The 22,258-nt window shown below is 42.9% G+C and carries 18 protein-coding genes; 10 read left to right on the forward strand and 8 right to left on the reverse strand.

The features are described 5' to 3' along the window. Window positions 1-16: 16 nt before the first annotated feature. The 3 genes from ACMXYT_RS05675 to ACMXYT_RS05685 form a co-directional block, all read right to left on the reverse strand. The gene (locus tag ACMXYT_RS05675; RefSeq protein WP_415885180.1) at window positions 17-157 is read right to left on the reverse strand and encodes a hypothetical protein; all 141 of its coding nucleotides are present in this window, start codon (window positions 155-157) and stop codon (window positions 17-19) included. 147 nt (window positions 158-304) lie between these two features. After that, window positions 305-547, reverse strand: coding sequence for a GrxA family glutaredoxin (locus ACMXYT_RS05680; RefSeq protein ID WP_415912004.1), 243 nt, complete (start codon window positions 545-547; stop codon window positions 305-307). Window positions 548-1,101: 554 nt separating this feature from the next. After that, on the reverse strand, window positions 1,102-1,671 hold the full coding sequence (locus ACMXYT_RS05685; RefSeq protein ID WP_415912005.1) for a TIGR04211 family SH3 domain-containing protein: 570 nt from the start codon (window positions 1,669-1,671) through the stop codon (window positions 1,102-1,104). Between the two features lie 223 nt (window positions 1,672-1,894). Here ACMXYT_RS05685 and ACMXYT_RS05690 point away from each other — a divergent pair, with 223 nt between their 5' ends. After that, window positions 1,895-2,701 (forward strand): mechanosensitive ion channel family protein, encoded by an 807-nt coding sequence (locus ACMXYT_RS05690; protein ID WP_415912006.1) that lies wholly within the window; start codon window positions 1,895-1,897, stop codon window positions 2,699-2,701. A gap of 77 nt (window positions 2,702-2,778) precedes the next feature. Here the strand turns inward: ACMXYT_RS05690 and ACMXYT_RS05695 are convergent, their stop codons facing one another. The 3 genes from ACMXYT_RS05695 to ACMXYT_RS05705 all read right to left on the reverse strand — a co-directional run bounded on the left by ACMXYT_RS05695 (window position 2,779) and on the right by ACMXYT_RS05705 (window position 7,109). Continuing rightward, complete coding sequence (locus ACMXYT_RS05695; RefSeq protein ID WP_415912007.1) at window positions 2,779-5,004, reverse strand: hypothetical protein; 2,226 nt, start codon at window positions 5,002-5,004, stop codon at window positions 2,779-2,781. A gap of 157 nt (window positions 5,005-5,161) precedes the next feature. Then, window positions 5,162-5,449, reverse strand: coding sequence for a membrane protein insertion efficiency factor YidD (gene yidD, locus ACMXYT_RS05700; RefSeq protein WP_415904005.1), 288 nt, complete (start codon window positions 5,447-5,449; stop codon window positions 5,162-5,164). Between the two features lie 265 nt (window positions 5,450-5,714). Continuing rightward, the gene (locus ACMXYT_RS05705) at window positions 5,715-7,109 is read right to left on the reverse strand and encodes a PhoH family protein (RefSeq protein WP_415888610.1); all 1,395 of its coding nucleotides are present in this window, start codon (window positions 7,107-7,109) and stop codon (window positions 5,715-5,717) included. Between the two features lie 402 nt (window positions 7,110-7,511). Here ACMXYT_RS05705 and cobB point away from each other — a divergent pair, with 402 nt between their 5' ends. Both cobB and ppnN read left to right on the forward strand, forming a co-directional pair. After that, a complete protein-coding gene (cobB, locus tag ACMXYT_RS05710; RefSeq protein WP_415912008.1) occupies window positions 7,512-8,222 on the forward strand; it encodes a Sir2 family NAD+-dependent deacetylase in 711 nt (236 codons plus the stop codon). Between the two features lie 298 nt (window positions 8,223-8,520). Beyond that, window positions 8,521-9,912 carry a nucleotide 5'-monophosphate nucleosidase PpnN gene (gene ppnN / locus ACMXYT_RS05715; protein WP_415900662.1) on the forward strand — a complete coding sequence of 464 codons (1,392 nt, stop codon included), beginning with the start codon at window positions 8,521-8,523 and terminating at the stop codon, window positions 9,910-9,912. On the opposite strand, the gene ACMXYT_RS05720 is transcribed toward ppnN, so the two are convergent. Together ACMXYT_RS05720 and putA are read right to left on the reverse strand one after the other, a co-directional pair. Beyond that, entirely contained in the window at window positions 9,909-11,222 is a 1,314-nt protein-coding gene (locus tag ACMXYT_RS05720) for a diguanylate cyclase (RefSeq protein WP_415912009.1), read from the reverse strand. The genes ppnN and ACMXYT_RS05720 overlap by 4 nt on opposite strands. A gap of 128 nt (window positions 11,223-11,350) precedes the next feature. Next, window positions 11,351-14,467: a bifunctional proline dehydrogenase/L-glutamate gamma-semialdehyde dehydrogenase PutA gene (putA, locus tag ACMXYT_RS05725; RefSeq protein ID WP_415912010.1), complete on the reverse strand. Its 3,117-nt coding sequence runs from the start codon at window positions 14,465-14,467 to the stop codon at window positions 11,351-11,353. 244 nt (window positions 14,468-14,711) lie between these two features. Between putA and ACMXYT_RS05730 the strand changes: the two genes are divergently transcribed. The 7 genes from ACMXYT_RS05730 (at window position 14,712) to ACMXYT_RS05760 (ending at window position 22,235) form a co-directional block, all read left to right on the forward strand. Next, window positions 14,712-15,935, forward strand: coding sequence for a cation:proton antiporter (locus ACMXYT_RS05730; RefSeq protein ID WP_415912011.1), 1,224 nt, complete (start codon window positions 14,712-14,714; stop codon window positions 15,933-15,935). A 2-nt stretch (window positions 15,936-15,937) separates the two neighbouring features. Further along, the gene (locus ACMXYT_RS05735) at window positions 15,938-16,726 is read left to right on the forward strand and encodes a TIGR00266 family protein (RefSeq protein WP_415912012.1); all 789 of its coding nucleotides are present in this window, start codon (window positions 15,938-15,940) and stop codon (window positions 16,724-16,726) included. Between the two features lie 133 nt (window positions 16,727-16,859). Continuing rightward, window positions 16,860-17,807, forward strand: a complete 948-nt coding sequence (locus ACMXYT_RS05740; protein ID WP_415900669.1) for a M23 family metallopeptidase — start codon at window positions 16,860-16,862, stop codon at window positions 17,805-17,807. Further along, window positions 17,750-18,199 (forward strand): bactofilin family protein, encoded by a 450-nt coding sequence (locus ACMXYT_RS05745; RefSeq protein WP_415900670.1) that lies wholly within the window; start codon window positions 17,750-17,752, stop codon window positions 18,197-18,199. The genes ACMXYT_RS05740 and ACMXYT_RS05745 overlap by 58 nt, the downstream gene beginning before the upstream one ends. Before the next feature lie 40 nt (window positions 18,200-18,239). Then, window positions 18,240-19,007, forward strand: a complete 768-nt coding sequence (locus ACMXYT_RS05750; protein ID WP_415900671.1) for a class II glutamine amidotransferase — start codon at window positions 18,240-18,242, stop codon at window positions 19,005-19,007. Between the two features lie 35 nt (window positions 19,008-19,042). Further along, complete coding sequence (locus tag ACMXYT_RS05755; protein WP_415900672.1) at window positions 19,043-20,716, forward strand: AMP-binding protein; 1,674 nt, start codon at window positions 19,043-19,045, stop codon at window positions 20,714-20,716. Window positions 20,717-20,771: 55 nt separating this feature from the next. Next, window positions 20,772-22,235, forward strand: a complete 1,464-nt coding sequence (locus ACMXYT_RS05760) for an NAD-dependent succinate-semialdehyde dehydrogenase (RefSeq protein WP_415912013.1) — start codon at window positions 20,772-20,774, stop codon at window positions 22,233-22,235. Window positions 22,236-22,258 lie beyond the last annotated feature (23 nt).

The raw sequence follows: 22,258 nt of genomic DNA on the forward strand, positions 1-22,258 counted from the left end.
TCACAGCGGTAATGGATTAACGGCGACGACGCGCTGGATGCTGTGGGTGTTGCTCATTCTCAATACGAATAGGTTGTACACGTGGCGTGTTGTTTCCTAATGAATATAAGAAAACTACGCCTGCTGCGATGGCAACCAATGTAGCAAATGTCATCATAACTCACTCCTAACTGGTGAAAGACCAGTACAACTGTCTAGCAGTATAACTCAATAAACAGGCTTATCATTATTTAGCGGCTAATATGGAAAAAATCTTAGCCGTTGTCCTAATACCTAAACAGTTATATGGGCATCAGGGAGTAATTTAAACCCCCTGCGCGTTTAAATAAGCTTCTAGCTCAGTGAAACCACCAATATGTTCTTGCCCGCAGAATACTTGAGGAACGGTAGTCACTGGTTTGCCCACTGTTTGCTCTAGATCTGCTTTGCTGATGCCTTCCTGGTGGATATCGATATAACGGTAATCAAGCTGTTTAATGTCACAAATCTGCTTTGCGCGGGAACAAAAACCACAACCTTCACGACCAAAAATAGTAATACGTTTCATCTGTCTTCCTCCGTTTAAGTGATGTGTTAATTGAAACAGAGGCGAGTGATTGATCCCAATTGGATCTATTTATCTAATCGATTGGTTCTCTTTATGGAACATTTTAAAGAGAACTATACGAGCGAAGGTATGGTTTTTTGTTGGACTTTAAGATCATTAATATGTGTTGTGAATACTATTTTGCGCCGCACAAATTTTGCTGAAAAGGCGTGATTTCGGGGGATGGAAGGTTTGTCCCCAATCTTTGTGGATAACCTTGTAAACAACTCTTATCGAACTCCGTTAAAGGTCGATAAAACCTTGCGATTAACGAGTTGATCAAAAAGCAAACAGTAGTTTATCTATATGATTTAAAAGGTTTTTTAGACGGATTTCTATGAGAAAAGTTGTTTTTGAGTGGCTAATCAGCTATTGCGTGTAAAGTTACAGGTCTGTAATTAATATCAAGGGGAATGATCGATAAATTTAGATTTTTTTATTGATTGAAGTCCTTTTTACACAATAAAAAAACCGGAGTTCTAACTCCGGTTTTTTGTGTGTATAAGCTGAAGTGATTAGAACCACTCATCCTTACGCTTTTTACGCTTAGGGAAGTAAGGAAGGATCAAACCGAGGAATACACCACCTAGCGCAACTAGGCCGCCGTGTGTAAACCAGCGCATTAGATTGCTCTCATCGCTTGATTCGATCTTAAAGTTAAGATCTTTAATAGAGGCCTTAAGCTCTTGGACTTCAGTACTTAGTGTCTGATTATCTCTTTTTAATGCTGCAGATTCTTGCTGTAGGGATTCGATCTGCTGAGCTTGCTCTGTCACGGTTGTTTGGCTTTTCTCTAAGCTGCTTTGAAGCTTAGGCAAGCGCACTGACATACTATCGCCAGAATCAACAGCAGAAGGTTCTACCCAACCAATACGACCTTGAGGCATACGGATCTGAGCGTATTTAGTCTTAGGGTCTCGTTTTAAGATAGTGACAGGGGAGCCACTTTTGATACGAGTAATGATTCGATACTCATTACTAGGGCCGTTATGAACGTAGACCATTGCATCGTCTGCAATATGACCTTTTTCCGCTTGAGCAGATACAGAAAATAGTAGGAGAGAAGTCAGTAATAACTTTTTCATTGATACATTTGTTTGAACGCTAGAATTTGGCATATTGTACGGATTAAACTGGTTGCTTAACAGGTTGTTTTTGGACTTATTCTGATTTCATTTTTCTAATTTAGAATAAATGGTGCAGAATACACGGAAGCGAGACAGCCTCAGCAGCCTGTTTGGCTGTTGTTCAGATTCGTTTTGATTAAATTCGTTCACTTTTTTTAAGATCTTTTTCAGGGGAACCTTAATGGATAACTTCTTTGATGCTTACGTATTTCCATGGATTGTGGATATTGCGCTTGCACTGGCTATCTTCTTCATTGGTCGTTGGGTCGTAAAGCAGGTAACCAAACTGCTTGAGCGCGTACTACGCAAAGCCAAAGTTGAAGACATGTTGGTAAACTTTGTCTCCTCAATTGCGAATGTAGCGTTACTACTGATCGTAATTGTTGCCTCTCTAAACCAGTTAGGCGTTGATACAACATCGCTAATCGCACTATTGGGTGCTGCTGGTCTAGCGATCGGTCTATCTCTACAGGATTCCCTGAAGAACTTTGCGGCTGGCGTAATGCTTGTCATCTTCAAACCATTCCGTGAAGGTGACTTCGTAGAAGCGGCAGGTGTTGCAGGTGTTGTTGAACATATCCAGATTTTCAATACGATCATGCGTACTGGTGATAACCGCGAAGTAATCATTCCTAACGGTGCAATTTACAGCGGTGTAATCACAAACTATTCTGCTCGCGATACGCGTCGTGTAGACATGGTGTTTGGTATTGGTTACGACGATGATCTGCGTAAAGCGAAAGAGATTCTGAACGAGATCATCGCTGCAGATGAGCGTATTTTGAAAGATCCTACGCCAGTGGTTGCTGTATCTGAACTAGCTGATAGCAGCGTGAACTTTGTTGTTCGCCCTTGGGTAAACTCTGCTGATTACTGGGCAGTGCTCTGGGATACAACTGAAACTGTGAAACTACGTTTTGACGAGGAAGGTATCAGCATTCCTTTCCCTCAGATGGATGTACATCTTCACAAAGAAGAGAAAGCGTAAGCTTCTCTTTTCTCCTTCTACAAAAAAGAGCCTGATTTATCAGGCTCTTTTTTTATCTTTCTTTCTAGTTTGTAGCTTTACTCGGACTGCTCAGCTTCAGAAGAGTAACCGCCGTCTGATCGATCTCGTAGTATCTTCTTAAGCTCGTTTCTTAATTGAGCATTGTCCTGTTTAGACTTTTGCGCTTCGAGTCGATATTTAAAGATCTCTTCGTAGCGTGATTCCAGCTTCACTTCCATGTTACTGATCGTTTTTTGTTGCGTTGCGAGCTGATCTTCCAAGTCATCAATCTGAGTTTGTAGGTCTTCGATTAAGCCGTAGCCAGAATGGCTGTCGTCGCTACCTGTAGCGCTTTCTTTCTCGGTTGATTGTAGCTCTGTGACTATATGGCTATAGAGCGCTTTAAGGTCAGCTTCTTCACGACTGTTATAGCGGATCGTATTCTCAATCGCTTTATGGGCACTGGCTGCACCGATCGAACCGGCTAGCACGTGTTCTACCATGCGATGGAACTCTACCAGCTCAATAATAGTGATCTGCAGTTTATCGATAACCTGCAGGTCTTCAGCGATGGTACGGACCTCTTGCTCAGCTTTATCTTCATGCAGATAGTTTGAGAGTAGGCTATGTGCTTCTTCCAGTTTCGGTTGCAGTGAAATATAGGCATCTAACCCTGTAGGCCTTGCGCGACGCGAATGCGAGGAGTTCATCGCACTGATAAATTCAGTGGTTAGATTTCTTTCGCTTTTATTAGGGCTAAAGATAATTGAGCCAATAATGTAGCTGCCAATATTACAGATAAGTGACCAGAACACTGCGTGGCTTACAGGGTGCAGACCGTCTAAGGCAAACAACGCTTCTGGGCGCAGTGCAGTAATATTCCAAGGGCCTTGAACTAACAGTGCCTCCGTAAACCAACCATGTTTGATGAAGGTTGGAATGAGTAGGCAGTAAGTCCAGATAATAAAACCAGTCAGAAGTCCTAAGAAGGCGCCAAGGCTATTACCTTTCTTCCAGAACATGCCGCCAAACAGGGCTGGTGCAAACTGTAGAACCGCCACGAAAGAGAGAAGGCCGATAGCTGCAAGAATGTAGGAGTCTGCAAACTCTTTTGCAAACCAGAGGCTGCCGAGAAGAATCAAAGACACCATCACCCAGCGAAGCTGAAGAAGGTAGCTACGTAATGGCTGTAGCGCAGGGATCCTCTCTAAGGTCGGCAAAATAAGATGGTTAGATGCCATGGTTGAAAGCGTCATCGTTGTGATGATGATCATACCCGTCGCTGCAGAAAAACCACCTATAAAGGCTAAGATTGTAAGGCTTTCACTGCCAGCTTGTTGTGGCAAAAGAAGCACGAAGAAGTCTGCGCTTTCGGCGGGCATTCCCATTAATAATCCTGCTGCTGCGATAGGTACGACAAAGATGTTGATACCTATCATATAAGCAGGGAAGAGCCACATAGCGGTCTTTATGTGGTTTTTGTTGGAGTTCTCAACTACTGAGACATGGAACTGGCGCGGTAGTGTATGAATCGCAGCGAAGCTTAAGATCAGTAGAGTGATCCACATTACACCGCTGTTTTCACCGTGGTTCATACTTACTAGGTGCTCTAAACCAGCGGTTTGTATGCGACTGTATATATCGCCGAAGCCATCAAAAAGTGTGTAAGTTACAAAGAAACCAACGGCGATAAAGGCAATAATTTTAACGATACATTCGGCAACTAAAGCCGCGATCATGCCTTGATGGCGTTCAGTTGGATCTAAGCGTCTGACCCCAAAGATAATGGTGAAACAGATCATAAAAATCGTCACCATCCAACCCGATAGATCGAATGCAGAGCCTGTCTGTGGGGTGTCGGTGATGATTGAGAAAGAGCTGATAATCGCTTTTAGTTGCAGGGATATATAAGGCACTATGCCAATTAAAGCGATGATAGTGACGAGGGCTGCAATTTTTTGAGAGCGGTTGTAACGGGTGGAGATAAAGTCGGCAATACTGGTAATGCGGAAGGTTTCTTTGGCTTGTACCATGCGTCTGAGTGAATACCACCAGAAACAGATACCAATTAATGCCCCTCCATAGATACTGAAAAAGAGCAGCCCCGAATTCGAAGCAAACCCTACACTGCCATAGAAGGTCCAAGAGGTATGGTAAACCGCTAGCGAGAGGGCATAAATCCAGGGGTTTCCTGCGCTCTGCTCACCCTTATTTTTAATCCTCTTTTCTACCAGCTGCGCGATAGCAAATAGGATGCCCATGTAAACGGTAACGTACAGAATAACTGACAGCGGTGTGAACATAATATCCAGCTTATTCCTAGGGGTTAGATTCTTATCTTAAACCCTATAGATGCTTCGCTGAAAGGTGTCAAAGGAAATAACTTACTGATACTTAATCAAAAAGCTGAAAATCAACAATAAAATATAGGCTGTTGTTTAGCTTTATAAGGAAAAACTGCTATTTAATGGAGGGTGAATCTTTTTCGGCGTGATGGTCACAGCAGCTATTAGGCATAGGAACAGGGTCATAACCACCGTCGTTGTACGGGTGGCATTTACTAAGTCGTTTTAAGCCTAGCCATACGCCTTTAAAAGGCCCGTGGAGTTTAATTGCCTCAATCATGTAGCTTGAGCAGGTTGGATGAAAACGACAACGAGGGCCTATAACAGGGCTGATAAGGTATCGGTAGATATTTACCAATCCAATTAGTAGTGAGCTAAGGCAGCGCTGTAAGAAGGAAAGCATTAGGCGATACGTTATTTTGAAGTCGTTTTCTGAAAAAAATACCGGGTAAGAAAGGGCTTACCCGGTTATATATCCGGGGAGGATTAAAACAATATGTGATCTTTAGCACCACTAAAAAATGAAAAGAGGTTAAAAATCACAGAGAGCTAATTATAAGGATTCTAATGTAGATTAAAAGTTAAACAGTAGTTCTTGTGTTGTTTTAAGCCTTCCCACATCAATGAGGAGATGTGGGAAGGCATAAATGGCGAGTTAGATGATCGAATTAGAGATGCTCTTCTGCGTATTCAGCCAGTCTTGAACGGAAGATTCCTTCTAGATGGACATTCGCAGCTCCTTCGTAGTCTTTAAAGCGTTCGACTAGATAGGTTAAACCGGAAGTGAGCGGCGTTAGATAATTCGAGTCAATCTGCGCAAGGTTACCTAAACAGATGATCTTCGAACCCTTACCGCAACGGGTTACTATGGTTTTTAGCTGTGACGGCGTTAAGTTTTGAGCTTCATCTAACAGTACAATCGCTTCTTGAATGCTGCGGCCGCGGATAAAGTTCAGCGACTTAAATTGAATATTCGCTTTCTCAATTGCGTATTTTACGCTGCTCTGTGGACGCTCATCGTGTTCATGCATCGCCTCCAAGTTATCTTGAATTGCACTTAGCCAAGGCGTCATCTTCTCCTCTTCAGTACCAGGTAAAAAACCAATGTCCTCGGCAACGGGTGGGGTAGAGCGTGTGACAATGATTTTGTTGTAGCGCTGCTGTTCAATTACCATCTCTAAAGCGCAAGCAAGAGCGATCAATGTTTTACCAGAACCTGCTGCACCATTGAGAATGACAAGGTCCAGATCAGGGTCTAGGACTGCATCCATAGCAAATGCTTGGAATACGTTAATCGGTTCAATGCCCCAACAATTCTGCTGCATTAAACGATCGACACCTAGGTCCCTTAAGGTAATTTGACCATCGCGTACAGAGGATACGCGCGCAGCAAACTCCTCTGAATCATCGTAGATATATTCGCAAGGGTAAGTTTCAGGTAGCACCGATTGGGCAAATTGATGGTAAGTATGGCTGCCTTCCTGGTAGCTTTTAATGTCGTCGACGCGCTCCCAGAAATTGCCTTCCATATTGCTATGGCCGGCGGGTAGAAGCTCAATGTCTGAAACCAGCTGATCAGTACGATAATCTTCAACCCGTTTTAGCCCAGCACCTAAGGCTTTTAAGCGCATATTTATATCTTTGGTAACTAAGATAATATCGCGGTGAGGGTTGGTCGCTTGGAGATGAAGTGCGCAGTTTATGATCTGATTATCTTTGTTGGAATTCTGTGGCAAAAAGCCTTGGCGAGCTGTTAACTCATGATCGGGAAAGATACTGAGTTGGCCTAATTTCTTTTCACTGTTTGCAGCGGTAATAGGGATAAATATATCAACCCCTTTGGTGATCGTTGCTGCGTCATCAGCATAACTCAGAATGTCGTCTATGGCCCGTATGGCGGCCCTAGCTTCTTGAGATACATTTTTCTTTCGGTCCTTAATGTCATCTAACTCTTCTAAAACAGTCATCGGGATAGTGATGTCCTGTTCTTTAAATTCATACAGACACTTAGGATCATGGAGAAGTACGTTGGTGTCGAGTATATAGAGTTTAGAGGCAGTCATAGCCGGTTCCTTATATAGCCGAAGGGAAGATGTGCATTAATGAAATTATAAAAATTAGAAAGTTTGAACTGATTAAAGATTGAGTGTGTTTGGAGCTTTTTAAATTCGCTATGGAGAGGCCGATAGCGACCAGAGCTTTGAAGTCGCTTAGCTACTTCAAGCACAGCAGAGTAGGCTGCTGACCTAGAGATAGACTCTGTAGGTTTCGGAGTCGTAATGATTATTCTGTTACTGACGTACTGTGAAATATGATCCACCACGAAGTCTCAGATAATTGCTGAATACTAAGCTAAGACAAATTTGAATCTGAATTAGCACAGCTATTACTATGTAAGATAGCTTAGTAATACATAGGTTCCAGTTGAATGACAAGTGACAAATTCGCTTTGAAGGGTTTTAAAGATGGCAATTAATTCTATTGTGGTATTAACCGGTGCAGGAATATCCGCTGAATCCGGTATTCGGACATTTCGTGCTGAAGATGGTTTGTGGGAAGACCATAAGGTAGAGGATGTTGCTACCCCTGAAGCCTTTGTGCGTGATCCGCAGCTTGTCCATCGTTTTTATAATCAACGTAGAGAGCAGTTACTTTCGGAACCTGTTAAACCCAATGCCGCTCATGTCGCTTTAGCTGAGTTAGAGAAGAAGTTCCCTGGTCAGTTTATGTTAGTGACACAGAATATCGATAACCTGCATGAGAGGGCAGGTAGTAAGAACTTGTTACATATGCATGGTGAGTTGTTAAAGATGCGTTGCAGTGATTCTGGTCAGGTCTATAAAGAGACGGGGCTAACGGAGCCAAGTGATCGTTGTGAGTGCTGTGATCTATCGGGCACATTGAGACCGGATATTGTCTGGTTTGGGGAAATGCCGATGTATATGGACGAGATCTATTCAGCATTAGAAAACTGTGATCTGTTTATCTCCATAGGTACCTCTGGTCATGTTTATCCAGCCGCTGGCTTTGTGGAAGTGGCGGGAAGATCTTCGGCGTTGACGGTAGAGCTAAACTTGGAACCATCAAGGGTGGAGTCAGCTTTTAATCACCGAATTTATGGTCCCGCGAGTGAAGTTGTGCCTGAATTTGTTGCGGATATTATCAAGCAGCTTTGAAATATTTGATTGATTTATAAGTGGATTTTTTGATTTTTGCCAGATGATGACTATAGTTTCTTAGTGAACTTCACTGAGTTGTCGGCGGTCTAAAAATTTGCTGTTTGTGAATCTTACCCCAATCTTTGAGTCTCTTTTTTTAATTCATGTATTCACAAAATCTTAACAGCAGACGTTTAAGACTAGGAATATTTTCGCCGTCGTTTAATAAGATGAACGAAAGTGATGTTCAGCCGAAAAGTTATTTTGGGATCGGCTAAACAGGATATATTTAGCTCGATCCATGGAGGTGGTCATTATGATGACAGAGCAATACGTTACGACCAGTATTACCCCCTTAGAAAGCCTTAATTCTCTTTCACCTTATGAAGTGGACCAGTTACAGGATGCCAGCCAGGGTGGTTTGTTTCGCTTATTTCGCCAATGCTCTTTGGCGGTTTTGAATAGTGGTAGCGAATTAGATAGTACTAAGCTGGTTTTGGATAAGTATGCAAAATTTGATATCAAAATCAGTCAAAAGCATCGAAGTGTTCAGCTTGAATTGGTGAATGCGCCCGCCACGGCCTTCGTGAATGGTGAGATTATCACAGGTATTCGCGAACACCTTTTCTCTGTTTTGCGTGATTTACTATATGTTGGTACCGAGTTAGATCATCGCTGTTCTGGCCTTACCGAATCGGAAGCGACTACGAATATGGTCTTCCATATTCTTCGCCATGCAGGCGCGATTCGTCCGCATGTAAAACCAGATCTCGTTGTTTGCTGGGGTGGACATTCCATTAATCGTATTGAGTACGATTACACCAAAAAAGTAGGCTATGAGATGGGCCTACGTGGACTTAATATCTGTACTGGCTGTGGCCCAGGAGCGATGAAAGGCCCGATGAAAGGGGCAACGATCTCCCATGCCAAGCAACGTCAAAAAGAGGGACGTTACGTCGGTATTTCAGAGCCCGGTATTATTGCTGCGGAGAGCCCAAACCCGATCGTAAATGAACTCATAATTATGCCGGATATTGAAAAGCGTTTAGAAGCTTTTGTCCGCTTAGGTCATGGTATTGTGGTATTCCCAGGGGGCGCAGGCACCGCAGAGGAGATCCTTTATATTTTGGGTATTCTTCTGCACGAAAAAAATCATAGCCTACCATTCCCGCTTGTATTGACGGGGCCGGCAGGTAGCGAAGAGTATTTTGAAACTGTAGATAATTTTATCCGCTCCACATTAGGCGATGAGGCGGCTAGTAAATATCAGATTATTGTCGATGATCCTCACGAAGTGGCGGAAGTGATGCGTGAAGGATTGGAACAGGTGACCCGTTATCGTAAGGCCACCAGTGAATCTTTTCATTACAACTGGCAGATGCATATTCCGGAATCTTTCCAACAGCCATTCGAGCCCAACCATGAAAATATGGCGAGCTTAAAGCTAATTAAAGATCAGACTGATTTTGAGTTAGCAGCTAATCTGCGTTGTGCTTTATCGGGCATTGTTGCGGGTAATGTTAAAGAGCCAGGAATTAGAGCAATTGAAGAGTTTGGTGCATTCGAAATCTGCGGTGAGCCAGCAATTATGGCTTCGATGGATAAGTTATTAGGCTCTTTTGTTGATCAACGAAGAATGAAAATCAACTATCAGGAATACCAACCTTGCTATCGTTTGAAACATGAGACGGAGGTGGAAGAGGTTTAATCCTCGTCCAGAATCATTTCTGATTGCGGAGAGCAGACGAGGTTCCTTCCTCTCGATTTCGCTTGGTACAGAGCCGAGTCTGCAGCCAAAAAAAGTTCTGATTGGTTATTACCATATTCAGGATATGATGCTACACCAAAGCTCCCCGTGATTTTTATCTTATGCTCTGCATAATTTAATACTTGTTGAGACAGTAGCTTCCTTAATTCCTCAGCTAGAACTTCAGCTTCATTCAAGCTGGTATTAGCCAAGATCAGTGCAAACTCTTCACCGCCCCAACGGAATAGGAAGTCGGTGCTTCGTATATTGTTGGCTAAAATGCGCGAAATTTCTTTTAAGACGAAGTCTCCCGCTAAATGGCCGTATTGATCATTAATGGTTTTGAAATAATCGAAGTCAAATAAACAGAGACTTAGCGAACTTTCATGTCGTTTGGCGAAGTCTAGCTGTATATCAAAGATGCGTTTGAACTCTCTGCGATTACGCAGTTTGGTAAGTTCGTCGTAGGCGGCAAGTTCTAAGAGTTTAAACTCTTGCTGCTTGTAGTCGGTTATATCCTTAACCATGCCTGTAACCCTCATGGGCTTTCCACATGAGGAACGTAAAGAAATACAACCTAAATCATGGACCCAGATATAGTGACCATTACGATTACTCATACGATAAGTCGCTTCATAGCGCTCACGTTTACCTTGGATATGTTCCTCTAACGACTGTAAAACTAGGGGTAAGTCTTCAGGGTGAACATTGTTCTTCCAAGTATCAACAACCGGTTGCATCTCTTCGGGGCCATAGCCCAGCATCTTTTTTAGCTGAGGGCTAAAATAAACGTGATCACTGCTGATCTCCCAGTCCCAGAGTCCGTCTGTACAGGCATTGACCGCAAACCAAATCTGTTCTGAGCGTTCTTGAGTTTCAGCTTCTATAGCGCGACGAGCGCTAATATCTCGAGCGACGGAGAGGAAGTACTCTTTACCTTTGTGCTCAATCAGAGAAGTATTTATTTCGACGGGGAGTTCGGAGCCATCTTTTCGTATATGGCTACCGATGAAGGTAAACTTCTTATTTTGGCGGATAACATCGGCTATTTTTAACCAGTGTTCATGGCAATGAACATCTTTCTGTAACGAGAGTACTGAGTGGTGCAAAACTTCATTTTGCTCCATCTGTAGATCTCTATAACCAGCCCTGTTTACCCAAATAATGTTTGAGCTTTCGGGGTCGATCAAATAAACAGCATCCATCATGCTTTCACGAATAACTTCAAGTAGAGGGATATCTATTGAAGCTTCGCTAGTTTGAGTAGCCATAGCATCCAGCATATAAATAATGATCTGCTTAATTAATAAATTAAGCTGAAGGTTGAATGCAGTGTACTCCTTTAGGAGGGGGTAAGGGAACCTATAGGTTCCTCTCGTATTGATCTAAAGTCGCTTTTTTAGAGTTTTTTACTTAAAAGCGTTCTATTACCACCTGATGCGGTCGTGTTCCGTGTAATGGTTTTTTCACACACGAAACGTTTTAAGTAGTTTGGCCCTCCAGCTTTAGGACCTGTTCCGGATAACCCCATACCACCAAAGGGCTGGCTGCCTACAACGGCCCCTATTTGATCACGATTAATGTAGATATTGCCGACTAGGGCTTGTGTGGTGATTTGCTCTATGAAAAGGTCGTTTCTGGAATGAACACCTAGCGTCAGGCCAAATCCGCTACGATTAATATCATAAATAACCCGTTCTAAGTTGTGTTTTTGGTAGCGAATTATGTGCAGAATTGGGCCGAAAACCTCTCCCGTTAGTTCATCCATGGAATTTAGTCGGATGAGTGTAGGTGGTACAAAACAGCCTTGGTTGTGTTGGTCAGAAAGCTCTAGTTCAAACAGCAAGTTGTTTTGTAAACGGCAACGCTCAATATGCTCATAGAGTGTTCGCATGGCATTTTGATTAATGACCGGACCTAAGTCAGTTGAAAGCTGTTCGGGGTTGCCGATATTCAAGGTTTGCATTGCCCCGATGAGCTTCTCCTCGATCACCTCGGCAATATCTTCCTGTACGTAAAGAACGCGTAAGGCCGAGCATCTTTGCCCTGCGCTGTTAAAAGCAGAGTGAATGGCATCTAGCACGACTTGTTCAATCAGAGCGCTACTATCAACGATCATGGCATTTAAGCCACCAGTTTCGGCAACAAACGGAATAATAGAGCCATCATGGCGATTGGCTAATTGTTTGTTAATGGTACTGGCTGCTTGAGTTGATCCTGTAAACGTAACACCGGCAATGCGTGAATCAGTTAATAAGGCTTCAGAATGTTCAGCGCCAGAATAAGGTATCAATTGTAAACAATATTCCGGTAAGCCTGCTGCGTACCATAGCTCGGTGGCTTTAAATGCCGTTAATCCGCTACTTGATGACGGTTTGGCCAGTACCGTATTACCGCAAACGAGCGCTGCAGCGATCTGGCCTGTAAAAATGGCCAATGGGAAATTCCAAGGGCTAATGCAAAGGAATACTCCATGCCCTTGGTAGTGAAGCGTGTTTTCTTCACCTGTTATGGATGGAAGGTGCTCAGACAGTAGTTGTTTTTCAGCAAGCGCAGCGTAGTAGAAACAAAAGTCGATAGCCTCTCTTACTTCAGCTAAAGCGTCTTCTAGCGTTTTACCTGTTTCTAGAATGCAGAGGGAAACCAACTCGGCTTTATTTTGTTCGAGTAAACGTGCGTAATTCAATAAGATTTTGCAGCGCCAAGAGACATCTTGGTCGCGCCATTCTGGAAAAAACTGCTCTGCTATGCTGATCGCTTGTTTAATCTGCGTTTTATCTGCAGTGCTTTGATAGCCAACGATTTTATCTAAGCGATAATTAGCATGGACGGGTTGTAAATTAAGGCCATCAGTCACTTCGCCTGCGATAATGGGTTGGCAGTACCATTTTTTTTGTCCGTAATATTCAATAATGCTACGCCATTGTTGCCAACAATCTAAACTTCCTAGAGGGTCACCTGCAGAATTTTCTCTTTGTTGTTCGAATACTTGATTAGGTAGAGGTAATTTGTAAGAGTTACTCTGCAATCTCTCTTGAGGTGATTCGACAATCTCATCGATACTGACATTAGGATCGTGTAACTGGAAAACAAACGAAGAGTTAGCACCATTTTCCAGTAAACGCCTGACTAAGTACGGCAGCAGATTATTCTGATTACCAACAGGGGCATAAATCCGACAGCTATGATCCGTTTCTGATAGGACTTGTTGATAGAGAGGATCGGCCATGCCATGTAAGCGCTGAAATTCGAATGTTTTATCTGTAGAGATCTCTAATATCTGGGCAATAGTAAGTGCATTGTGAGTCGCAAACTGTGGACTTAACAACCCAGATTGTTGGGATAAAAGAAACTTAGCGCAGGTCAGGTAGGATAGATCCGTTGCGGCTTTGTGGGTGAACACCGGATAGCTGATGAGGCCATTTTGTTGGCTGCGTTTTATTTCGCTGTCCCAGTAAGCACCTTTAACTAATCTGATAGGGATCGGTGTTTCACAATCTGCTGCGATCAGTGAAAGCCACCTCAGAGTCGGCAACGCACGTTTGCTATAGGCCTGCACAGCTAAACCTAGCTTACCCCAACCAAGGCACAGCTCACTTCGCAGTAGTTGTTCGAAAATCAATAAGGTGATTTCTAAACGTTCGGATTCTTCCGCATCAATGGTTATAGCTATATCAAGGTTTCGAGCGGTCACAAGTAGCTGAAATAACCTATGCATTAGTTGCTTTTGAAGTTGATCAAATTGACTATTTTCAAAGCGAGGGTGCAAGGCAGAGAGTTTGATGGAGATGCTGGTATTGTTCTCTGGATTTTCTTGTCCTGCGGTCTGAATGGCTTCTAGATAGGCTTCAAAATAGGTTTGAGCATCTTCATCACAAACAGCGGCTTCGCCCAACATATCAAATGAGAACAATGTGTTTTGATTGTGATCACATCGTAGTTCTAGGGCGGTATTTATATCTTCAGCAAATACAAATTGCTTACCTATTTGGGAGACGGCAATGGCAAGAGCTTGGTGTACCACTGTGTTACCTAAGCGTTGCCATACATTGTTTAAAATACTACCCGCAGATTGTTCTTGGCTTATAAGCTTTTGACTTAGTGCAACGCCCCAAAAGGTGCTGTTTTCAAGGAAAGTGGAATGCGCTTTGAAGAGCTTTGCGGGTTTGAGTGCAAGAGAATCGAGTTTATCGTAAATAAGTGCTTGAGCCGTCTCTGTATCAGGTATCCTTAACAGCGCTTCAGCTAGGGCAAGCAGGGCAATCCCTTCATCACTTTCTAATCCGAATTCTGACATGAGTGTATTTACAGAAAACAGTGGATTATCCAGATTACGAATTGTGTTGGCCCAATCAGTTGCCTTGGATTTTGCTTTAGATGAGTTTGGCGTGACTTCCAGCAGTTGATCGCATAGAGATTTTTCATCATGACAATAATAGTCAGTGATAGTACGCCATAATGTATCTTGCTCGGCGGGGGAGATCTCTGCAGATAAAAGCTGGCTTACTGGTAGCATCTAACAAATCCATTTTTTTAAGACAGTGTAGTTGATCATCTGTGTAGGTGTAGGGATTATCAAGAAAGATCTTAGTCTTCAGGCAAATATCCCGAAATTGCTTGGGAATTAAAGAGTTGCAGGTTGTTATTTGTATGAAATGTATTCTCTTGTTTCTTGTGGGCCAGCTACTTTTAACCGAGTAAGAGGTGTTTTTTAAATTCTCATACATACTTAGTTAAACAGGATTAAGGAAGGTAATTGGATGGGAATAATTCATATCTTGCTGTTGGTACTTTCTGCACTATTAGCTATCGCGCTTATCAAACCCATTGCTTCCCTTATTAAGTTACCCTTTGCTTTGTTGTTGGTTGTATTTGGATTTATGGGGTCTGAGTTAATTACAACGTTAGGTATGGATATCGGACTGCGCTGGGACCGATTCCACTATCTGGTCTTTTATCTTCTGCTACCTGCTTTGATCTTCGAATCTACTTTGCGTATTGATATTAAAAACTTGCTGCAGAATCTAGCCGCTATTTTGCTGTTATCAATCCCTTTAATGCTTTTCGCCACAATCATGAGTGCTGGGCTTCTTTTCTGGGGAATTGGTTTTCCTGCCTATTTTACTTTTAGCACAGCGCTGCTGACGGGTGCGATATTGTCAGCTACTGATCCAGCAGCTGTTATCAGTTTGTTAAAGCAGGTTGGTGCTTCTGATCGACTGGTGACGCTTCTAGAAGGGGAGAGTTTATTTAATGATGCCTTAGCTATTTTGCTGTTCGGCATTTTAAGCAGTTTGCTCCTAATGCCGGGCAATGAGATTAGCTTTGCTTATTCGCTTGGTGAATTCTTGAAAATTTTTCTAGGTGGTCTTGCCGTAGGTGGAGGAACACTACTGGTCTTTGGGTGCCTGTTTTTAATAATTTCCAATCATTTTAGTCGAATCATATTAACAATATGTGCAGCTTATGTTGGTTACTTGGTCGCTGAGTACTTTCTACATCTATCAGGTGTCATGAGTGTTTTAGTCACAGGGCTAGGCTTTGGTCAGTTGATACGCAGAAACGGAACTGCATCTGATAAGCAGTTCTTATTCTCTTTCTGGGAATTCAACAACCACCTTGCGAGTGCCCTAATTTTTGTGCTTTTAGGTGTCACGATTACTTGGGGGATGTTTGAGCAGCAATGGCTAGCTATGTTGATCGGTATTGGAGCAGTGCTATTGGCAAGGGCCTCAGGGTTATTGTTTACAGCGCCAGTTATAAATTTATTGCCTGGGATGGAGATAGATTGGCGTGATCAACTGATTTTATATTGGGGAGGTATGCGAGGTGCTGTAGCTATTGCATTGGCATTATCCCTGCCTCTTGAAATTGATGCTTGGTTTACTATTCAATCTATAGCATACGGTGTTGTTCTGTTTTCGCTAGGTATACAGGCGACTACGACACCTTTACTCATAAATAAGTTAGATAAAAGGACGTAAAAATGCGTTGTCATGAGGTCGATTACGAAATTATTGGTCAATCACTTCAAATCGTTGAAGTGGAGTTAGATCCAGGTGAAAAAGTGATTGCCGAAGCCGGCATGATGAATTACATGGAAGAGGGCATTAATTTTGAAACCAAGATGGGAGATGGTTCTGAGCCTGATCAAGGCTTAATGGGTAAGCTCTTTTCTGCAGGTAAGCGCATGGTTATGGGTGAGTCCGTGTTCATGACGCATTTTGGAAACGAGGGTAGCGGCAAGAAGCGAGTTGCTTTTGCTGCGCCTTACCCGGGTAGTATAGTGCCTCTTAATTTAGCCGATTATGGTGAGAAGGTAATCTGTCAGAAGGATGCTTTCTTGTGTGCTGCTTTAGGAACCAAAGTGGAAATCGCCTTTTCAAAGAAAATTGGTGTGGGTTTCTTTGGCGGTGAAGGTTTTATCCTGCAGAGGCTTGAAGGCGATGGTATGGCGTTTGTGCAGGCAGGTGGCACGGTTGTGCGTAAAGAGTTAAATGATGAAACTTTAAGGATTGATACGGGCTGCCTAGTCGGTTTTACCGAAGGAATTGAATACGATATTGAAATGGTTAAAGGCCTGAAGTCGATGATCTTTGGAGGTGAGGGGCTTTGGCTTGCGACGTTAAAAGGTACAGGTAGTGTTTGGGTTCAAAGCTTACCGTTCTCACGTCTTGCTGATCGCTTAATTGCATCAGCGCCATCATCGGGTGGTAATGATAAGGGTGAAGGTTCTGTTTTAGGCGGTTTTGGCCGAATGTTGGACGGGGATTAAAGCTATATTACACAATAGAATAATTCCCTTTATTATCTATGCCTTTCGCCTGTAATGACTATGACAATGGATATAAAAATGGGTATATTTAGAGGCTCATTTTTACCCATCTCAAGTCGTTACAGGTGTTATCTTGAGAAATAAACTGGTTATAACTTTAACCACTGTATATGGCTCTCGCCAATATACGGTTAACCAAATAGCAAAATATGTATTGCTAGTATTTTTGATTTTGTCAGCAATCAGTTTTTTCGTTTCGAATGCACTGTTAGTTGTTACAACGGATGATCTATCTGAGTTAGAAGAAGATCATCAGGTACTAAGCGAAAATTATGAATTGATGGTTGGTTCTCAACAGCTCTATGTAGAGGAATTGAAAGAGCTCAGTTTATCTCTTAGCACTATAAAAATTGAGCGAGATAAGTTAGAGGAAGAGAACATCAGAATTGGTGAATTGAACACTTCGTTCAACAATTCGCTTGATGGATTGGAAACCTTATTAGGTTTCGAGCCTTCTGATGAAATTGACCCGCTTAAAGCTGAGCAACTAACTATCGAGGCGAATAAACGTTTATTTTTTTTGCACAGTATTCCTAACGGTGTGCCTATTCAAGCAATCAGGATTACTGATAAGTATGGATCTCGTTTTCACCCGGTACGTAAAAAACGGGTGATGCATCATGGTATAGATTTTAAAGCAAATAGAGGCACGCCTGTTTATGCGACAGCTGATGGCGTTGTTGAATATGCTGCTTTCAATAAATCCTTCGGTAAGCTGATTAAGGTTCAGCATAACTTTGGGTTTAAAACTTACTTTGCGCATCTGGATGCTTTAAAAGTAAAAACTGGAGATCTTGTCAGTAAGGGACAGCTGATAGGATTAAGTGGTAATACGGGCATGTCTACTGGGCCGCATCTGCATTATGAGATTCGCCATATGTATACAGCAATCGATCCCGAACCATTCCTCTCCTGGGACATAACAAATTTTGATTCTTTGTTTACAAAGGTTAAGGGAGTTAAATGGGCATCCTTAAAAGAAATGTATCCGCTAAACCTGCACAATCAGCCATTACAATAATTGCAGAAGGCAATAAATTTTGTGGTGATATGAGTATCGTCGGTAAAATGCACATCGATGGTATGTTCGAAGGCAATGTGAGTTCTCTAGATAATATCTCTATCGGAAAATCTGGTCACGTACGTGGGCTTATTAAAGCTCGTGGTGTTGATGTGTGTGGGATTCTTGAAGGTGAAATTATCTGTGACGAACTGCACATCGATGCCGGTGGACAAGTTAGAGCTACAGTCGAAAGCAAACAGATGTCTATTCATCCAGATGGTTGTTTTGTCGGCGAGCGTCGAATGAAAGAAACGTCTGCGCTGATGGATGAAAGCAGTAAAATCGAATCGGGTTCTGATGCAATTGATTCACTACCTGATAAGATTGTTCTGGAAGATAAATCAGAATAAACATCTATAACTTCGTTGTCGTTGATTAAGGATTGTAGCGATGTGTGAATTGTTGGGTATGAGTGCCAATATACCTACTGATATCTGCTTTTCCTTTGCCGGGCTTATGCAGCGTGGTGGTGGAACAGGGCCTCACAAAGACGGTTGGGGTATCGCTTTCTATGAGGGTAAAGGTGCGCGTTGCTTTCATGATCCTAACCCCAGTGTAGATTCTAAAATTGCACGTTTAGTTAAAGAACACCCTATTAAAAGTCATGTGGTTATTAGTCATATTCGGCAAGCGAATGTAGGCCATATCTGCCTCGAAAATACTCACCCTTTTCAGAGGGAACTATGGGGCTATACATGGACGTTTGCGCACAATGGGCAGTTAGATAAAGCTTTATTTGATAAGCCGCTCTCCTTTTATCACCCGGTGGGAACCACCGATAGTGAGTATGCATTCTGTTGGTTATTAGGTGAGATCAGGCAAGCGTTTCCTCAACGCCCTGAGAGCTTTGATGAGCTTTCAGAATTCATCAAGCAGTGTTGCGAACAGCTAAGAGCGCTAGGTGTATTTAATATGCTGTTAACTGAATCTACCCATTTATTCGCATTTTGTGGCAGTAAATTGTCTTGGTTGACCCGTAAAGCACCTTTCGGCGAAGCGAGTCTGACAGACTGTGAAATGAAAGTGGATTTTGTTAAAGAAACCACTCCGAAAGATATCGTCACCGTGATAGCGACGGTCCCCTTAACAGATAATGAGGATTGGATTGCTCTGGAACCAGGAGATTTGGTGACCTTTGTTGAAGGTATACCGCAATAAAGGACAATTTAGCCTGAGTATAAGGAGCTTTTCAGGTGAGTGTAAAACGAGATTCTCTCGAACAGTTAAAGCTAGATATCCAAAGTGTTGGGAGTGTCACGGAACTACTTGATAGTGCTTGCCAAAACTTTGCGTATAAAGATGCTTTTACCCATATGGGAGCGACGTTAACTTACGCTGAGCTTGATGGCCTTGCTGAGAAATTAGCGGCTTACCTACAAAATTGTACTTCCCTAGAGCCTGGCGATCGAATTGGCATTCAATTGCCGAATACCTTGCAATACCCAATTGCAGTACTGGCGGCACTTAGGGTTGGCTTAGTCATCGTTAATACCAATCCGCTTTACACCGCTGCTGAAACCTTGCATCAATTTAAAGATGCTGATGTTAAAGGGGTCATCATTCTTGCTAATAGTGCTCATCTGTTAGAAGAGGTGTTACCTCAATCTAATATCCATACCGTATTGGTCACGGAGCTGGGTGATATCCATCCTTTAATGCGCCGTTTAATGATCAATTGCTCTGCGAAGTATTTACGTAAAATCGTCCCTAAATATAGATTAAGGGAGGCGGTTGGTTTTCGAGAAGCACTTGCTAAAGGCGCGCACTACACCTTAGAAAAAGTGCAGTGTGATGCAGAACAGCCTGTGCTGATCCAATACACTGTAGGTACAACGGGCACACCAAAAGGTGCGGTGCTGAGTCATCGAAATTTGATTTCGAATGTGTTGCAGTTGAAGCATCGGTTACCTGATACGTTAAGAGCGGGTGAAGAGATTGCAATCGCCCCCTTACCGCTTTATCACATCTATGGTTTTCTGCTGAATTGTTTAGTCATGCCTGTTTTGGGTGCCCAAGTCGTACTGATTACAAATCCCCGCGACATCCAAGGTTTAGTTAATGAACTCGGTCGGTGGGATTTCACTGTTTTTTCAGGCATCAATACTTTGTTTGTTTCACTTTGTCGAAATAGCCTGTTCAATCAGTTAGATATGACGCGTTTAAAGCTAACTCTTTCAGGAGGCATGGCGTTAACGCGTTCTGTAAGTGATGAGTGGGAAAGTATAACGGGCTGCCAAATCATACAAGGTTATGGCCTTACCGAGGCTTCTCCTGTTGTAGCTATAGAGGAACCGCATAACTCCCGATATGGATCTGTAGGTAGGCCTTTACCGCTGACAGAGGTGCGTATTGTTGGGGAACAAGGGGAAGATCTCTGTTCTGGAGAAACCGGTGAGCTCTATGTTCGAGGGCCTCAGGTTATGTCAGGTTATTTGAGGGATGATTCATCGATTCCAGACTCTAATGGCTGGTTAGCTACAGGCGATATTGCTCGTGTTTTAGATGATGGAACCTTGCGTATTGTTGATCGCAAGAAAGATATTATTAATATCTCAGGCTTTCCTGTGTATCCCAATGAATTAGAAAACACCATATCCAGCCATCCTGATGTTGTAGAGTGTGCTGTAGTTGGATTGCCTGATGAAACATGTGGTGAAGTCATTAAGCTATTTGTCGTGACTTCCAATCGACGTTTATCAGTTAAGCAAGTGCGTGAATATTGCCGCGAACGTTTAACTTCTTATAAAGTGCCACGATTGGTTGAGTTTAGAACTCACTTACCTAAGTCTAATGTCGGCAAGGTGTTAAGACGTTCGTTATTAGAAGAAGAATTAAATCGTCTGCAAAAAATGCGTAAGCGAATATAGTCGAGTTGTAGGACTTCGCCCGTTTTTTGCAGGCCTACCTAAATGAAGGTGAAGTATGGGATTTAGTTTGAGTGATCCTAGTCTGTTACGGGGACAGGCTTTTATCAATGGTGAATGGGTAGATGCGAAGAGTGGGGCTGAATTTCCAGTTTTTAACCCTGCTAATAGTGAGATAATTACTCATGTGGCAGATGTTGGAGAGCACGAGGCGCGGAACGCGATTGAGGTTGCTCAAATATCGATGCAAGAGTGGAAATTAAAGTCGCCCACTGAGCGTTCGAATGTGCTGCAACATTGGCATGATCTTATTATTGAATATGCCGATGATCTCGCATCGATTTTAACGCTTGAGCAAGGCAAGCCCCTTGCCGAAGCTAAGGGTGAGATACTGTACGGAGCATCTTATCTGAAGTGGTTTGCTGAAGAAGCTAAACGTATTTATGGTGATATTTTACCTTCCGCACAAGATCGACGCAGTCTTGTAATTAAACAACCTGTAGGCGTTGTTGCAGCCATAACACCTTGGAATTTCCCTAATGCTATGATCACGCGCAAAGTAGCTCCTGCGTTAGCTGCTGGTTGTGCAATTGTACTCAAACCTGCTCCTGAAACACCACTATCAGCATTGGCTTTAGCAGAGCTGGCTATTCGAGCAGGAGTTCCTACCGGAGTGTTCAATGTCTTGCCTTGCCTTAAGGCTGAAGAGGTTGGTGAGGTTCTTACTGCTAGCTCGATCGTTAAAAAGCTTACCTTCACCGGATCCACACCCGTAGGAAAGCTCTTACTACGACAGTGCGCAGATACCGTTAAGCGTACATCAATGGAATTGGGCGGTAATGCGCCAGTGATTGTCTTTAATGATGCAGATATCGATCTAGCGGTTGCTGGTGCGCTAGCTTCTAAATTTAGAAATTCTGGTCAGACCTGTATTTGTGCAAATCGTTTGTTAGTACAAGAAGGTGTTTATGATCGCTTCTTGGCTAAATTCACAGAGGCTATCCAAGGGTTCAGTTTAGGCGATGGTTTTGAAGCGCAGACAACACTCGGCCCTGTGATAACTGAGAAAGCGTTGGACAGCATTGGATCTGTCGTGAAAGGCGCGCTTGGTCAAGGAGCAAGATTGGTGACAGGTGGTCAGCCAGTTGAAAGTGATGGGTGGTTTTATGAGCCAACAGTCCTGGCTGACGTGCAAGCTGATATGGATATCTTTAGTAAAGAAATTTTTGGTCCAGTGGCGCCTGTCATTAAATTTAAAACGGATGCAGAGGGCGTTGCCATGGCTAATGACACTTCTTTTGGCCTAGCTTCATATATCTATACGCAAGATATTTCGCGCATTTGGCAGGTATCAGAAGCGCTCGAATATGGGATGGTAGGTGTTAATGAGACGGCTATCAGCTCAGAGCTAATTCCCTTTGGTGGTGTTAAAGAATCAGGTCATGGTCGAGAGGGATCTAGATATGGGTTGGATGATTATTTAGAAACAAAATATATCTGTATGGGCGGTTTAAACGCTTAGATTTTGTTTGCCCTTATACGTGA

The sequence above is a fragment of the Neptuniibacter sp. QD37_11 genome, from assembly GCF_047778105.1.
In the GTDB taxonomy this organism is placed as follows: Bacteria; Pseudomonadota; Gammaproteobacteria; order Pseudomonadales; family Balneatricaceae; genus Neptuniibacter.

Bases quoted from the DNA above. Each gene is read 5' to 3' on its own strand.
- ACMXYT_RS05675 (WP_415885180.1), bottom strand. From the start codon at position 157: ATGATGACATTTGCTACATTGGTTGCCATCGCAGCAGGCGTAGTTTTC.
- ACMXYT_RS05680 (WP_415912004.1), bottom strand. From the start codon at position 547: ATGAAACGTATTACTATTTTTGGTCGTGAAGGTTGTGGTTTTTGTTCC.
- ACMXYT_RS05685 (WP_415912005.1), bottom strand. From the start codon at position 1,671: ATGAAAAAGTTATTACTGACTTCTCTCCTACTATTTTCTGTATCTGCT.
- ACMXYT_RS05690 (WP_415912006.1), top strand. From the start codon at position 1,895: ATGGATAACTTCTTTGATGCTTACGTATTTCCATGGATTGTGGATATT.
- ACMXYT_RS05695 (WP_415912007.1), bottom strand. From the start codon at position 5,004: ATGTTCACACCGCTGTCAGTTATTCTGTACGTTACCGTTTACATGGGC.
- yidD (WP_415904005.1), bottom strand. From the start codon at position 5,449: ATGCTTTCCTTCTTACAGCGCTGCCTTAGCTCACTACTAATTGGATTG.
- ACMXYT_RS05705 (WP_415888610.1), bottom strand. From the start codon at position 7,109: ATGACTGCCTCTAAACTCTATATACTCGACACCAACGTACTTCTCCAT.
- cobB (WP_415912008.1), top strand. From the start codon at position 7,512: ATGGCAATTAATTCTATTGTGGTATTAACCGGTGCAGGAATATCCGCT.
- ppnN (WP_415900662.1), top strand. From the start codon at position 8,521: ATGATGACAGAGCAATACGTTACGACCAGTATTACCCCCTTAGAAAGC.
- ACMXYT_RS05720 (WP_415912009.1), bottom strand. From the start codon at position 11,222: ATGGCTACTCAAACTAGCGAAGCTTCAATAGATATCCCTCTACTTGAA.
- putA (WP_415912010.1), bottom strand. From the start codon at position 14,467: ATGCTACCAGTAAGCCAGCTTTTATCTGCAGAGATCTCCCCCGCCGAG.
- ACMXYT_RS05730 (WP_415912011.1), top strand. From the start codon at position 14,712: ATGGGAATAATTCATATCTTGCTGTTGGTACTTTCTGCACTATTAGCT.
- ACMXYT_RS05735 (WP_415912012.1), top strand. From the start codon at position 15,938: ATGCGTTGTCATGAGGTCGATTACGAAATTATTGGTCAATCACTTCAA.
- ACMXYT_RS05745 (WP_415900670.1), top strand. From the start codon at position 17,750: ATGGGCATCCTTAAAAGAAATGTATCCGCTAAACCTGCACAATCAGCC.
- ACMXYT_RS05750 (WP_415900671.1), top strand. From the start codon at position 18,240: ATGTGTGAATTGTTGGGTATGAGTGCCAATATACCTACTGATATCTGC.
- ACMXYT_RS05760 (WP_415912013.1), top strand. From the start codon at position 20,772: ATGGGATTTAGTTTGAGTGATCCTAGTCTGTTACGGGGACAGGCTTTT.